13 protein-coding genes are annotated in these 14,588 nt (G+C 58.0%); 4 read left to right on the plus strand and 9 right to left on the minus strand.

Going from position 1 to position 14,588, the window contains the following annotated elements; genetic code table 11:
* Positions 1-225 precede the first annotated feature (225 nt).
* Positions 226-1,983 (plus strand): peptidoglycan D,D-transpeptidase FtsI family protein, encoded by a 1,758-nt coding sequence (locus tag ACIK7D_RS25960; RefSeq protein ID WP_400157921.1) that lies wholly within the window; start codon positions 226-228, stop codon positions 1,981-1,983.
* 41 nt (positions 1,984-2,024) lie between these two features.
* On the opposite strand, the gene ACIK7D_RS25965 is transcribed toward ACIK7D_RS25960, so the two are convergent.
* Genes ACIK7D_RS25965 through ACIK7D_RS25980 form a run of 4 tightly spaced genes read right to left on the minus strand, consistent with a single transcriptional unit; the run spans position 2,025 to position 5,320 of the window.
* Positions 2,025-2,750 carry a TniQ family protein gene (locus tag ACIK7D_RS25965; RefSeq protein ID WP_400157978.1) on the minus strand — a complete coding sequence of 242 codons (726 nt, stop codon included), beginning with the start codon at positions 2,748-2,750 and terminating at the stop codon, positions 2,025-2,027.
* On the minus strand, positions 2,740-3,075 hold the full coding sequence (locus ACIK7D_RS25970) for a TniQ family protein (RefSeq protein ID WP_400157922.1): 336 nt from the start codon (positions 3,073-3,075) through the stop codon (positions 2,740-2,742). Before ACIK7D_RS25970 ends, ACIK7D_RS25965 begins: the two co-directional genes overlap by 11 nt.
* A complete protein-coding gene (locus ACIK7D_RS25975; protein ID WP_400157923.1) occupies positions 3,072-3,950 on the minus strand; it encodes a TniB family NTP-binding protein in 879 nt (292 codons plus the stop codon). The genes ACIK7D_RS25970 and ACIK7D_RS25975 overlap by 4 nt, the downstream gene beginning before the upstream one ends.
* Before the next feature lie 5 nt (positions 3,951-3,955).
* Positions 3,956-5,320: a Mu transposase C-terminal domain-containing protein gene (locus tag ACIK7D_RS25980; RefSeq protein WP_400157924.1), complete on the minus strand. Its 1,365-nt coding sequence runs from the start codon at positions 5,318-5,320 to the stop codon at positions 3,956-3,958.
* Between the two features lie 407 nt (positions 5,321-5,727).
* Between ACIK7D_RS25980 and ACIK7D_RS25985 the strand changes: the two genes are divergently transcribed.
* From ACIK7D_RS25985 to ACIK7D_RS25995, 3 genes are all read left to right on the plus strand, one after another.
* Positions 5,728-6,756 (plus strand): RHE_PE00001 family protein, encoded by a 1,029-nt coding sequence (locus ACIK7D_RS25985; protein ID WP_400157925.1) that lies wholly within the window; start codon positions 5,728-5,730, stop codon positions 6,754-6,756.
* Between the two features lie 379 nt (positions 6,757-7,135).
* Positions 7,136-7,561, plus strand: a complete 426-nt coding sequence (locus ACIK7D_RS25990) for a hypothetical protein (RefSeq protein ID WP_400157926.1) — start codon at positions 7,136-7,138, stop codon at positions 7,559-7,561.
* Positions 7,562-7,596: 35 nt separating this feature from the next.
* Positions 7,597-8,322 carry a hypothetical protein gene (locus ACIK7D_RS25995; RefSeq protein ID WP_400157927.1) on the plus strand — a complete coding sequence of 242 codons (726 nt, stop codon included), beginning with the start codon at positions 7,597-7,599 and terminating at the stop codon, positions 8,320-8,322.
* Between the two features lie 16 nt (positions 8,323-8,338).
* Here ACIK7D_RS25995 and ACIK7D_RS26000 read toward each other — a convergent pair whose 3' ends face one another.
* From ACIK7D_RS26000 to ACIK7D_RS26020, 5 genes are all read right to left on the minus strand, one after another.
* The gene (locus ACIK7D_RS26000; protein WP_400157928.1) at positions 8,339-9,163 is read right to left on the minus strand and encodes a hypothetical protein; all 825 of its coding nucleotides are present in this window, start codon (positions 9,161-9,163) and stop codon (positions 8,339-8,341) included.
* Positions 9,164-9,242: 79 nt separating this feature from the next.
* A complete protein-coding gene (locus tag ACIK7D_RS26005; protein WP_400157929.1) occupies positions 9,243-9,629 on the minus strand; it encodes a helix-turn-helix domain-containing protein in 387 nt (128 codons plus the stop codon).
* A gap of 258 nt (positions 9,630-9,887) precedes the next feature.
* Positions 9,888-10,637 carry a hypothetical protein gene (locus ACIK7D_RS26010; RefSeq protein ID WP_400157930.1) on the minus strand — a complete coding sequence of 250 codons (750 nt, stop codon included), beginning with the start codon at positions 10,635-10,637 and terminating at the stop codon, positions 9,888-9,890.
* A 164-nt stretch (positions 10,638-10,801) separates the two neighbouring features.
* Positions 10,802-12,544, minus strand: coding sequence for a UvrD-helicase domain-containing protein (locus ACIK7D_RS26015; RefSeq protein WP_400157931.1), 1,743 nt, complete (start codon positions 12,542-12,544; stop codon positions 10,802-10,804).
* On the minus strand, positions 12,541-14,586 hold the full coding sequence (locus tag ACIK7D_RS26020; protein WP_400157932.1) for an ATP-dependent nuclease: 2,046 nt from the start codon (positions 14,584-14,586) through the stop codon (positions 12,541-12,543). The genes ACIK7D_RS26015 and ACIK7D_RS26020 overlap by 4 nt, the downstream gene beginning before the upstream one ends.
* Between the last annotated feature and the right edge of the window lie 2 nt (positions 14,587-14,588).

The following is a 14,588-nucleotide window of genomic DNA, read 5'->3' on the forward strand; positions in this document are numbered from 1 at the left end:
ACGCACACATTCACGGAAATTCTATCGCTCCGTCATCACGAGGTCGGACTTCGTTAATTTCCGTTCCGTAAACAGGTTCAACCTTAACTGTATATTTATGCAGTTTTTAATGACCGTCGCGCGACGTTTCAATTCTGCGTTGGCTGTCATCAAGGCTGTGTAAGATCCCGGATGTCCAGCCCGCAGGGGCCCTGTCGGCGAACGGTTCTCGTAGGTCGGATTGCAATGCTTTCATTCGTCGTGCGGCTCAAAAGCCGATCGCATATCAGCATGAAGAGCCGGATGGGCCGCGCTGCCGTGAGGGTCGCCGGGTCCAGCGCTCAACGCAGTAAGCAGGCGAGGCAGCGCGTTGGCATCTTGATTGCTGGATTCGCGGTGGTCTTTTCCGTCGTGGGCGGCCGCCTCGTCTGGTACGGCTTTCGCGAACCGCTCACGACCGCCTCGCTCGGCAACCCGACCCTCGTCGCCTCCCGTCCGGACATCGTCGACCGCAACGGCGAACTGCTTGCGACCGATCTCAACATGATATCGCTTTACGCGGACCCCCGCCGCATCGTGGACCCGGACGAGGTCGTCGAAAAGCTTTCCGCCGTGATCCCCAATCTCGACTGGCGGGCGACGCACCAGAAGCTGCGCTCGAAGACTGCCTTTCAGTGGCTGAAGCGCCAGCTCACCCCCAGGCAGCAGGCCGACATTCTGAACCTCGGTATTCCTGGGATCGGCTTCCGGCCCGAAAAGCGACGTTTCTATCCTGGTGCCGAGGCAGCGTCCCACATCGTCGGCCACGTCAACATTGACAACCAAGGCCTGGCTGGGATGGAGCGCTATCTCGATCAGCAGGGCCTCGCGGATCTCCGTCAGCTCGGCATGACAAGCGGCGCGTCTCTCGAACCCGTCAGGCTATCGATCGATATCCGCGTCCAGACCATCGTCCGCGACATTGCCGCCACGGCGATGGAAAAGTATCAGGCCGAAGCGGCTGGTGCGGCGATCATCGATGTCGACACGGGTGAAGTCGTCGCCATGGCGTCCGTGCCCGATTACAATCCCAACGAACCTTCACGAACCCTGCCTGATGGCAGCGTAGATAAGGAGTATGAAAAGGGCTGGTTCAACAGAATGAGCAACGCGACCTTCGAAATGGGGTCGACGTTCAAGAGCTTTACCTTGGCGATGGGACTGGATGCCGGGAAGATCAACCTGAACACCGTCGTCGACGCTTCGCGCCCGATCCGGATGGGCGGGTTCACGATCAAGGACTTCAAGGGAAAGAACAGAGCGCTTACCATCCCGGAGGTCTTCCAGTACTCCTCAAACATCGGCACGGCTGCCGTTGCCGACAGGGTCGGCGTCGAGGGCCATCAGGAATTTCTGACGAGGCTGGGTCTTCTTTCGAAGATGGACACCGAAATGCCCGGTGTTGCGACTCCGACGCAGCCGCGCCTCTGGAAGAAGATCAACTCCGTGACGATCTCGTTCGGGCACGGTGTCGCAACGACCCCGCTGCAGACCGCGGTGGCAGCCGCCTCCCTGATCAACGGCGGAAATCTCCTGCCTCCCACGTTCCTGCCGCGGACGCCGGAGACCGCCGCCAACCTCGCTAGGTCGGTCGTGAAGGAAACCACGAGCGCCGACATGCGCTATTTGTTCACCTGGAACGGGTTGAAGGGATCCGGGCGCGGCGCGCAGGTCGAGGGGTTCAACGTCGGCGGAAAGACTGGCACCGCAGACAAGGTCATCAACGGGCGCTACGCGAGCAACATCAACTTCAACGCATTCGTCGCTGCGTTTCCGATGGACAAGCCGAAGTACATCGTCCTCAGCATCATAGATGCGCCAAGGACCGGCGAACACGGCGGTCGAACCGCAGCTTCCACCGCGGCTCCCATGGTTAAGCAAATCATCTCCCGAGCCGCGCCACTGCTCGGCGTAAAACCTCGCTTCGGAACAAAAGACGGACCTTACTTGCTCGCGGACTATTAGCCGTAACCCAACGACCGGCTTCGAAGGGTCTGTAACTGCAGCTAATGCGCGAGGGAGGTGCTCACGTGGGCTGTCCCTTTTCGAGCTGATAAAACTCGCGGATCTTCCATCACTCGCAAGTAAGCCGTCAGCAACATTGAAAGCTCACTCGTCCGCTGCGGGCGTTTCGCGGGAGGGGGCTCTTGGCGTTCGCGCTGAAGCGCGTCCGCAAGGAGTCCGATCAAAGTAGCATGTCCATCGACCGACAGGATAGACCGACGCCAAAGCTTGACGACAGCATCGTCATCATCGATCAGCCAATCTTTCGGGTGCATTGCGAGCCGCTCGAAACAACGAACGCGTGCCAATGTGGACAGGCTGAGGAGAGACGCCCCCCGGTATTTGCCGCAAAAGTCAGGAATGGCCAAAAGGCTACTCACAAGTGAATTGGTAAGCAACGTCCCAGTGATCGCCTCCAACCTGCAGATATCGTGAATGCACCGGTCCAGCGATCGGATGGCCGGACTGACAAAGCTCGTTGAAGCCCGCCGCAGATCGAAGCCGCAGACGGCACAGAAATGCTGCGGTACGAGTTCCACCTGGTTGAAAACCGCAATTCGGCTGCGGCAAGACGGGCATCGGTCGCGTAATCCGCATCGATGATGCGGGCAGGAAACTTTGATCGCCAAACGCCATTGACGACGAAAATACGGTTGCGCGTCTTCGGCCAGACACTGCGGGCAGAATTGCAGCCAAGTCGAACCTCGGCGGCATCCGTCATCGCGCAGCGGAAGGAAGCAGGTGCTTCAGCGGCGAGCCCTTCAGGGACATCGCCCAAAGGCATGGCAGGGCAACGGCGGTGTGTCCGCTGAGGACACTAACGGCGTCCGTCTGAAAATTCATGTCGAGGGATGGAGACCACATTCCCCCGCTGAAGCCGAGCACCCGGCCGAATGGCCGAGGCGCAATGCCATTCGCAAATGCCAGCCGATGGACCCAGCTCGATAACAATTCGTCAGGCTGCGGTTCGACGAAAACGGGCCATTGGTTCGAAACGACCTCATGATAGCGCTCGCGTACGGCGATAGCCGGGCGATTGTCGAAGTCCGTCATAGAAGCTCCTCGCGCATGGGAGTGTTGCGCCGCTGCGAGATCGGCAGATAGTGCAATCGGTCGAGGCTCGCCTTGGTGACGCGTTCCGCGCCCGAACGGATCGCGGCGATCACCGCCTTCGTCACGATGGCGACAATCTCGCCTATCAGTCCCTCCGATAGGTTAAATATGCGTCGCGCCAACCGTTCGTCTGATAGATCGGAAGCCCGGGCAAGAGGCAAGACCGCTTCCAGACTGTCGAGGAGCATGAGATACTCCTCGTTATATTGCCAACGTGGAACGGCAAAAAGGTCAAACCGGCTCGCCATTTCGCTGGTGGTGTTGATGAAGTCGTAGATGGCCACCTCGCCAATCAGCACCGGGGAAATATCGTACTGGCGCCCGATGCGCCGCAGGAAAGCAAAGACCGCCTCGAGATCGCGGGTGCGCCCGCGGAGCGCATTGTGGAACTCGTCGAAAATCAGCATCCTCGGTTTGAGGGTGGCCAGAAGATGATCGAGTTGCTCGGCCTTGCGGTTGACGTCGTGAAGATCGCCGCCGGGGGCTCGCAGTGCCTGGAGAATGCTGCCGTAAAAGTGTCCGAGCCCAGCTCCCTCGCGGGTCTGGATCATCCATAGTCTCTGCTCGGATGATCTCCGCAAATGTTCGACGGCGAACCGCTCGGCAATCATAGTCTTGCCGTTGGCGTACGGTCCAACCAGCATCAAACCTTGGGTGCGTAAAGACGGCGGTCGCGCGAGCAGGTCTGCCAGCCGCTCATGGCCGCGCTGCGCCACCTGATGCCCGATCCATCGCGGCGCACGGACATAGGCAATGCGCTCTGCGGGATCGCGATCGAGATAAGGACGCACATGCTCGAGGAGGTGGTCCGACACGGCGATCACCAATCCTGGACCGGCAGCGTGCGTTTCTGACGGACCGGATGCTCGGCTATCGCCGGCTCTTGTGGCTGCACGGCCTGATAGGGCTTTGCCGCCGCGCCGGCATGTGCGGTACGGATGGCATCACGCAGTTGGCTCTTGGAAGGTTTTGCGGCGGTGACGATGGTGGCTATTTCTCGGCGAAACGCCACCTGTTCTGTGCTTGAGCGCCGGTTTCCCGCCCGTTGCCTCGCGCGCTCCGCCTGGAGCTCCCACAGCGTCAGCGGGTCCGATCGGCCATCGCGGCGCCCGACGGGCCGAAGCTGCCGGGTTTCCGGATCTCGAACGTAGACATGACTGAGGTCCCGGGGGTCGTATCGCACCTCCAGCTTTCCGAGCCGGTCGCGCTGCGGAACGAGGATGCCAAGCCAGGGCGCATAGTACTGCAAGGCAAACACGCTGATGCCCTGCGGCGACAGCTGCCGCTCCGTTCCGGGCAGAAACGACAGCAAAACACGGTGCGGGTCGTCGTCGAAGCGAGTGAGGTCCGCGCTGTTTCGCTGCCACTCCTTGATCGGCACCTTGAGCGTCTTGGCGTTTTCCTGGAGGTTGTGATCGACCACGGCCAGAGCGACGCAACGCTCCAGGTCTGCAAAGCTCAAGCGCGCGCGCCGCTCGGACGGATATCCGTCGCGGTCGGCCACCGATCGACCCGACGATCCCGGGTAGGTGGCAAGGACTGCATTGAGCTTGCCCAGCAGCCGCTCCACCACGCCACCCTCGTGTACTCGGCCGCGGTCGCGGTAGCGGATCCGGATGCCATAGTCGTCGCAGCCGCGTTGGAACGCATGCCCCTTGAATTCCTTTGCCGAGTCGACGACAAGCAGCCGCGGCCGGCCGAACATCGGCCATGTGTGATCAAGCTCCCGCGCGGCAAGCCAGCGTTCCTTCGGGCACATGGCCTGGGCGAGGCAAAGCGCGACCGACAGGACCGAGGGCTTTTCCAGGGTCAGGCAGAAGCCGAGGACCGAACGTGTCGCGACGTCGGTTAGGATCGTCAAATAGGGACGGCCCACGAACACGCTGCTTCCGTCGACCACTTCCACGAAGTTGATATCGGTCGGCGTGTGATCGATTTGACAGACATCCAGCGGGCGCGATGCGTGGATGTAGCCCGGACGAGGCTTCAGGCGCAGCACGTGCTTTGGATTGGCCGATCGCTTCCTGGCGATTTCTTCGGGCCCGAACAATGCTGGAATGCGCCGCGCGACGGTCACATAGGACGGCGAGGGAAGGCCGGCCTCCTCGCAGCGGGCGCGGATTTCGGCAACGACAGGTGCGAGCGGCGGCGCCTCTAATATCAGCCACTGTTCGCGCAAGGTCATGCTGATGATCCCCTCAACTTCGGCCGAAAGCCGCTTACTCCGCGTCTCGGCGGTGCGAGGCAATAAGGCCGAGACCGTCCGAGCAGTGCGATAGCGTGCGAGCAGATTATAGACTTGCCTGGTAGTCAGACGCAGCTCGGCCGCCGCTCGGGCAATGGCTACCTGCTTTGGACTATGATCGTCGAGAACCTTATCCAGCTCGCGGGCTACGCGCCGCGCCGCTGACCATTGTTCGTCCGTGACCGTGGGAGCTTCCTTGGTCGTTTGATTACGCGATCGCTTGGGCAAACAAGGGTTCTCGCTGAAATCGTTAGCGGAAAATCATCTCGTTTTTATCTGCTAAACATCACCGGCGTATGACATTTTCCCATTTGAAATAGAAAAGTAAAAGCCACACGGGCGAAGCCTTGGCGCGGCTCGACGAGCGCATCGCCCGCTCGCCGATCCGCGACGGATTTCTCGAACGGCAAAACTTTGCCGATGCCATCGCGTCGCTCTGGGTGGATGGCGAACTTGTCCACCTCGAGGACCTCGTCCTGCATGACGCCCGCCTCGACATCCGCACCCCGACCCATGAACTGACCATTGCCCACTCGATCCTGCGGGGCCGTCGCCGGATTTTTGGCCATCCACCAGAATGGGCGCTCAGCGCCGCGGGCCTCTCCCGCTTGCGGGGGAGGGGAGTGGGGGACGACAGCGATCCAGCGCGGCCTGGTCCTGCGCCTGCAGTCCGTGAGAACGACGATGGTTTTGCGCGGGACGATGACATCGACGGCGACGATTACGCCGAGATTGATGCGGTGCTAGCGCGAAGCACTGCCGTTCTCGATGGATCCTTTGTTCCGCGATCGCCGGACGAACGTGATCCGCTCGTCTACGATGTCGATTGGGACGAAGACGAACGGCTGGAACAGTGGCACGGGGTTCTAAACGACACCGATGGTTTGTCGCCCGTGTTGCGCGCCGTAATTCTGCTCGATGCCTGGAACGTAATCGAGGTGCTTCAACATCGCATCGAACTTGGCCGCCAGCTGGTCGCCGCACTCCTGCGCCGCGATGGCACGACGCCCGCCCATCTGCCGGCGATCAACGTCGGGCTACGCAGCGTCCGGCGGGAACAGCGGCATGCCGGAAATCGAATAACGCGGCTGCTGGCGATGCTCGAAGCGCTCACGGCTGCTGCTGAACTGGGGATGAAGGAGCATGATCGCATTCTCCTCGCTCGCCAGCAACTGGAGCGCCAGGCATCGCGGAAACGGACCAACTCCAATCTGTCGCGGCTGGTCGACCTGGTCGTGGCGCGGCCTGTCGTTTCGGCAAACCTGATCGCGAAGGAGCTCGGGGTCACGCCGCAGGGCGCCCGGCATCTGGCCGCACAGCTGCCGCTTAGGGAGATGACGGGGAGGGGACGGTTTCGAGCGTGGGGAATTGTATAGCCAAGGCCATAGATTGATGCTCTATGTTGTCCCTTCGTCGCGCTACGCTGAACGTTGAGCCATAGGCTACGCGGGCCGTGGTGGCTTCACGATCTAAAGCGTCTTCTGACGGTAGGTGCTATAGGAAAAGTCAGGATGCGACTCCATTCCCGCAGGCCGCTTTGCCAAACGGCCGTGGGAGTATCAGGCGCTCGAAGACGAGTTTAGACTTCAGGTTCCTGGTTGGCTGAACAGCTTGCGCACGTCGGGTGGCCTGTTCGATGACAATCCACCATCAAGGGTTTGGCTGTGCAATGATCGTCTTATCTCTGGACAACCGCTAGATACACAATCTACCTCATCTGAACTCTTTGTTTTCAGCCGGTTGGGAGGTTGTTCGATGTTTCAGGTTGAGCGAGATACGATGCGTGTCCTTAATGCGTTGGTCCGCAGCTATTCTGATGTTGCTTTCGCAATATTAACGGCCGTTCGCCAAGGGCGGACAGCAACCGCGACCGAAGAAGAAGCGGGTGGCATGGGCTACGTACCATTTTCGCTGGATGAGCAGCTCGAACTTTGCCGGGCCTATATTCAGATGTTCATCGAGACACCTTGCCGTGCCGCTCTCCGTCTTCAGAGGTTGGGGAAAGAATACGAGGGACGAATTGAATTTTCCCGTGGCAGTCAGGAACCGCTCGTCTTCGTTCCACCTGTCGACGGAGCTGAAGCCGCGCTGGATACGTTCTTAACGACCGTCAACGCCTACATCGACAATTTAATGCCGCAGCCGCCATCATCCACGCCGGCTACAGGTAGCATTATATAAGGTCCTTTCTTCCGATGGTCACAGCTGCAGACGTCATGAACGCGGGCAAAGCGCTTGCGTCCCATTTTCCGCTCTCAACAAACGGGGCAACTTCGGGCAAGCTTTATGAAGCTTGGCTCATGCTGGAGATCGGTATCACACTGCGAGGCAAGGGCTGGGCGGTCGATTGGATTGATCCGTCCCAGATCCGGCCATCCACAATGACCTTTAGAGGAGCACCAGGCTCCCTCTCTCCGCGAAGTCCCAAAAAACCTGGCTACCTGCGCCTTCGTAGTAGCGACTACGAACTTGAAATGCACAATTCTCTTCAGTACCTCGGCATCTCCGGTACTCTTCATGAAATGGATATTTCCATTTTACCCGCCGACTATGCCAACGTTTGTCGCAAGACTAATGCGAGACCGCAAGGTCTGCCATTCGTCGCCTTGGAACTCAAACACTACGCTGGTGACCTGAGCATCGGGCTGTGCCGGTCAATGTTGATGGCGCTCAATGATCTTGCGCTATGTTGGTCAAATCGGCAGGAAGCGGGACGAGTTATGCAGTGGTCGCGAGGGAAGGAATACGCCCGTATAGGTAACGTCGATTCCTCGATCACGTATCTCTTCACGACATCAGAAAAGATTGGCGCCACACAAACTATCGCATCGTTCTATGGAGCGGGCGTGCGCCCGCGTGTTGATGCGGATGGAACGCGCGTGCCGGGTCATCATCCCGAAATTGACAGGCTCTGCGACGAGATTACTGGAATGTTCCGCTGAAAGCTGAAATTGCCGTTCACGTGGGCGCACCCACTAGATGAGAAAAAATTGCGCTGGTGCCGCGATATACGCGTTGCGCACGTTCGTCGGATGACAATAGGCCATCGAAAAAGGTTGCATACGTAGCGAATATCACATCGATCACGTCGTTTCTCAAGCGGTCGGGACGGACATTGTCTGCACCGCCTCGTGCGATCCAGTCGAGCGACCAAACCAGGGTCGCTACCGAGTGACGAAAAAGAAAGGTGTTTTGTAGTTCATCATTTGTCCGAATTCGAGGCGGCGGGCTCGGATGAGTTTTCATCGCGCTATAGGTCAATTCGACGATGAACTTCATTACCTTTTCGATCAGAGTGACAGGGAAGGGGTGGTCCAATCGGATCGCTTTCAATTCCTCCTCTGAAAAAATCTTACGCAGCTCCTTGAGCGCAGCTGGAAGGATCGGCGCACTCGCAAGAATGCGATCCATTTGGCTCGTTGCTGCTCGTCCACTCTCCAGGAGCTGACCCAGCAGCAAAGAATTTCCATTCTCGGCAGCTCTGAGACGATGGCAAAAGGCCGGAAAATCGCGGGTCTGCTTCGCCTCTATCATCCGCCGCTGAAGGCCCTGGATGCGTCCAACGAGGGAACAAATTTTGCCTGTAGTCTTCAAGACGATAACTTGACGTGGAAATTCACAGACGATCTCCATCGACCGGAAAATCGACTTAAGGGTATTGCCCTTGTAAGCCTCCATAGCAGCGTAGTCGTTGAGCACCGCGAAGTTGTTTGGAGACGAACTTAAAAACAGTCGGAGCGCGTCAGATTGCATTGCATTGCTATCGACGATCTTTCTTTGCATACACTCCTCGCGCTAGCTCACGCTGAGCTGGTTACGCCCAACATGACGATAAACCTCAGCTTTTGCAGCCTCCCCGAGACTATCTGCCTTCGAGATCGTTGGAGATCGTCTTTTGAGAAACGCCAAGCCGGGCAGCAATTGCAGTTTGGGAAAGGCCCTCCTTGCGAAGTTTCTTAGCCTCAATCCGGCGTTCGCGGGGTGACAACGCTGCACAAAGGGAGACAATCTGCTCTTGAAAACCGTTACCGCCGTCACGGAGCACTATATGGACGGCCTTCTTGTCCTTTGTCACGCCTTTGAGGGTCTGCTTGCCTTTAACGATCGTAATGGTGCACTCTTCCAAACCGATTTCGGTCAGGGGATCAGGCAACTCAATCAGGAAATTGCGAGCACGCATGTGTCTTGGCGGGCGTCTGGCGATTTTCGGTTTCACCGGAACGACAAGCAGCTTGTGGTCCTTCGGCATCGAAGCCTCCTTATACCATTCTAGCATATACTAGAGGACATTCAGCATTTTGTCTAGCCTCCCTGGCGCTGCTGTAACAGGTGAGACTATAACGATAAGCTGTACCCCCTATGAATTACGGGTGAGCAAGGGGTTGGCGGAACAGCCACGAAACGTCGTGAGCCAAGTGCCATCGCGACGTAGAGGTTGCGAGCGTCGGCTTTTGCTATGTGACCATTTAAGATAAAATCTCGCTCAAACAGCGATCTGGATCTGGCACTAAACCGACCAGAGCGGGTCGTGCACCGTGTCGGGGTGATAATGGCCGACGATATGATCCGGATACAGATCGCTCGACAGGCTGAATGCGCTTCCCGTTCCGGGGCTGAGCGCGTAGGGTTGCAGGTCTTCTACCAGTTCACAGAACAAGAATTCAAGAATTAGACCGGCAAACTCTTCCAGAGTATAATCTCGGATCTGAGACATCGGGATGTCACAGATGAACATTGTTGGGCGGCCGATCTCTTTCAGAACTCGCTTTATTTCCCAGCTGCTACCTAGGCCTATACCGAGGCAGTAGAGGTATTCGCTTCCGTAGATGAGATAGTGGCCGCAGCAGCCAGAGCGGGTTATTAGGTTTCGCTCGTCGGCGCAAAAATAGAGCCTGCCCTCCCTGCCACCCGCCGCTTTTCGCGCATCAATCTCCTCGATAGCGTGCTGCAGTTTTTCCTCCGTAGCGAACCTGAGCTTGCCGTTAAGAAAAAGGGATCTTGCTCGATCCTCGATCTCGTCAGAGCGTAGAAAGCGCAGGCCGTTGTTATAGAACTGAGCCAAATCGTTCGTTCGGGTACCGTGAGCCGCGCGAAAAAAGCGGTACTTGCGCCGGAGGCGCTGTGCGGTCAGCTGTTTTATGTTCCCAAGCTCTCCCGTCACCTCAAAAATCAGGTCGTCCAGCCAGCTTAGGTCATCCGATACGACGAACTCTGGAGGCGCCTCCTTAAATGCGAGTTTGACATCGTCGGTGATCACATCGCCGAGGAGGGACCAGATTGTCTTCCGCCAGGAATTTACAAGCGGATAACAGAAAACGTCTCGGGGGACTTTGCCACGGAGTAAGGGATCTTCGGCTATCTCGCGATGTTCGTTCCCGGGCAACATTAAGCCCGTCAGCTCGCACGTAGACCATCGGTAGTTCATGCATCTCTCGCCAGTTCTGTTACCTCAAGGCTACAGCCGTGCCTTTCGAGCAAAGCTTTTAAACGCACGACACGGCTATGCGGAATGGCGACCACGAGAAGCCGTTCGGCGCGAGAGGCCGCAACGTAAATTTTTCGAGCATCTTCTTCCCATTTGACGGCCGACCCTCCCTCGAGGAAGTCGAGGATTCCACCACTGGTCTGGGTGGTCATGACCACGCAGACCGCAGGAAATTCCATGCCCTTTACCGAATGGATTGTCCTGGCTGCAGATGATTGGCGTGGCGGCCTGGAAAGAACGGAGCCGAGGTCATTATGCCTCCTCAATCTTTGGCCAATTTTCCGCGTGCCGACGAGGCCAGGGCTAAGTATAGATCGTGCACGAGCCAGCCAATCGTCTGCCGTCTCGCCCTCGCGGACACCGAGATCATTTGCTATCGCGATGACCGCAGGACGCCACTGACCATCGTCAAGGCCCGTCTCAGCGACGTGGGCATGATAACTTCCGAGCGATGGGATCCGATCTTGCACGTAGAGTATCGTGCGATGCAAATTGACAAGCGCCTCCTTGCGGTTTCCTGAAGCAAAGGCAAAGTGATATTGCATCGCCGCCTCCGCGAGAAGCAACGTCATTTCCTTGGTTCGGCCAACCGTCGGTTGGCCGATGGCGTTACTTCCGCTCGGTCGTGTAGAGGCGATGACCGGCGCGGCGTCCAATGGGATTTTGTATCGCTCGGCGATCTTCTGATAGGCGGCGCCAATCGCCGCCGTTACTTTCGTACCCGGATAGGATAGGATATGAACCGGCGTAAGGTCATGCTTGTGCTGGCCGAGCGGTTTGTCGATTGTTGCCGCACCGCCAGGTGGCTTCAGTGCCACGACTGCTGAGCAGATCGCAGGCGATGATCGAAAATTGCCTGTCATCGATAGCTGCTGATCGTCAGGGAACGTCTTCGCAAATTTCATCAGCTCATCGGTAACCCCGCCCCGAAACTGGTAGATCGATTGGTGCGGATCGCAAATGACTTTGATCGCGATACCGGCTCCTCTCAGCCAAGCGACGATGTCAAGATCCGCCGGATTACAGTCCTGAGCTTCATCGACGATTACCTCGCAAAAGCGAGCGGCCAGCGCCTTTCCTACTCGATCTCGAAAATTGCTATCACTCAATCGCTGTGACACGATCCATCGCACGTCGTCGAAGTCGATCATCCCCTTGGCCAGAGCATTCTTCTGCGTTCGGATTGCCGCCGTTTCCCACGCGGTTACATTGCGGGTCTCGACATCGAAGCCCGCTTCTTTCAACAAATCCTCATCGGCGTCTCCGGTGCCTCTGTCGAACACGCGAAAGGGCAGCGCCTGAGCGTTGGGGAACGGCACTATTTCCCACTCGGATTTGTCAGGGATGAGGCGGGGTAGAGCGGCACTGCCTGGGATTCCGAACGGTTGAATCAGGAACTGCCAGAGGAACCTGTCAAATGTTCCGATGAAACTCGGGAAGAGCGGCGTTGGCAGGACACGTAGTCCTCGCAGGCGAGCTTCGAGCTCTTCGACCGCTGCGTTTGTGAAAGAGAGAAAGGCGATGCCGCGTCGGAGTTTCCCGTCTTGCAGTACCGTCCTCGCCCGCTCGACGAGGGTGCGTGTTTTCCCGGCCCCCGGGCAGGCGGTGATGAAAGCGGACCCCGTGTGGTTGATGATCGTCCTCTGTTCATCAGTCGGTTTGAAAGACTTCTGGGTCACGAGACCACCGCCTCGATCGCGTCGCCAATGTAGCCAGGAACGTTGAAGGCTTCGCCGTCCTCGATTCGCTTGGCCAGCATCTGGGCGAAGTCGCCTTTTCGGGTCGTCTTGAAGATTTTGTGGATCGCTTTCGCTCGGGCGTCGCCCGACAAACCAACAGCGTTGTCCCACTTCCGTCGAGACCTCGGATGAAGATCGAGGTATACGTTGCGGAGAATGTCGATGTTCCCAGCCTCGATTAGTTCGGTTTCCAAGGAGTAGGTGCTGGCTATCGCCTTGAAGTGATCAATCCCCCCAAGCTCCGTCGCCAGATCGTCGAATTCTTTCTTGCGCCGCTCTCCGGGGATGACGGGATCGACAGTTTGTGCCTGCGTGACAGCTTCATCCATTTCCCCGTCGAGCGCTTGCGCGACCCCTTCATGGACTAAGGCACTCTCAGCGGTGTCATCCGATCCAAGTGTTGGGCCGACCCCAGCGCTCTCATCGATCTCGTCCTGAGCATGACCGTCGTCTTGCTCACTTTCCTCGGCGGCTCTGTCGCCATCCGTCATAACGACAAGTCGATCGGCAATGCGGGCGTCGTTTATCGACGTCAGCAGCAACTTTATATATGGCGCGAAGTCGACGCCGTCGATGGGCACGAAGACGGTCGACATGAATAGCCGCAGCTTTTCCCGGTGACCCTTCAAAGTGTGGTGTTTCGCGATAATGGGAAGCAACAAAGCCTCCGCGATCCCCTCGACGAGGAGCACGCGACCGCCAAAGAGGAGTGCGGCTTTGGTGACGTCGAGATAGCGATCGATTTTCCGGCGTTCGCCGTCGTCAAGGGGGAGCTTGCAAAGCGGAATGACACGCGTCGATCTGCGCATTGCTGCGGCTGTCACCGTCGCTACGACAACGCCTTCGTTCACTTCCTCTGAGGGGGAGGTCTCGGACGTTGCGCTGCTCTCGATCACAGCCGCATCGGCCAACTGTGGATCGGGGTCCGCTTTGTGATTGTCCGAGAGAGGTACTGGCACTGCGACCGACTTGAACAAGACTAGTCTCTCGTTAGCCACCCATGCGGATAGGTTCGGCGAGTGTGTCGCGACGACAACTTGAAGCTCGCCGGCAAAGGATCCATCGTCAGGCGGTGTCGACCGAGAGAGGGCGGCCTGATCGCGAAGAAACGACAGGACGGCCGCCTGGAGCTGAGGGTGCAAGTGTGCTTCTGGCTCCTCCACCAGAAAAAGGGTTAGGTCGGCCGACCGAACTTTTTCGAGTTCGACCGCAATGGTCGCCATGAACAACAGGTTGGCGTAACCATGTCCGGAATATCGCAGATCTTCTGGATCCACACCATGATCGGCCAGCTTGAAGCGAAGGTCGCGAGCGATATCGACCAGGGCTTCATCCGATGCAAACCCAAGGGATGCGGCCTGCCGCCGCACGCCCGAGGTAAGGGCTTGTAGCCCCTTGTCGACGGCACCGTCGACCTTTTGAAGTATGTCGTGTGAGCGAGTGCGTGCCAGATCCTTGGCTAGTTGCGCTGGCGACGATCCGTCGAGGAAATGCGTGAGGAGAGCCATGATCCGGGTCGGATTTCCGGACGCGAGCGATCGCTTCGCATCTCTCAAGGTGGGAAGATAGACGTGGCGTATCACGTCATGGCAACCTGGCTCCGGCGTGTTGCCATCTTTTCCTGCCCACAACGTCGGCCTGGCGCCGACGCGGCTCGCGTCGAAGTGCAAACCGAACGCGGCACGCGTGAGGGAGGTGTCCGTAGCCGCTGAAATTAGCCGGCCTTGCTGACCGGTGGACAGTTCCTCGAATTCGCCAATAATCTCGAAATCCGGTCGCGTGCTTTGAAAGCGGACATCAGTCCCCTCGCAGTAGATCTCCCGGCGGCCACTAAGAGGAACCGTCAAAAGCCGCATGGCATCGATCGCGTTACTCTTGCCGCCGTTATTTTCCCCAACGAAAACTGTAAGGTCCTTTTGAAGCTCGACCTCGGCCTCATGGAACGAACGAAAGTTCGCAAGCTTGATTTTTTTTAAGTACATCG

It is taken from the genome of Agrobacterium sp. P15N1-A (assembly GCF_044626815.1).
Lineage (GTDB): Bacteria > Pseudomonadota > Alphaproteobacteria > Rhizobiales > Rhizobiaceae > Agrobacterium > Agrobacterium leguminum.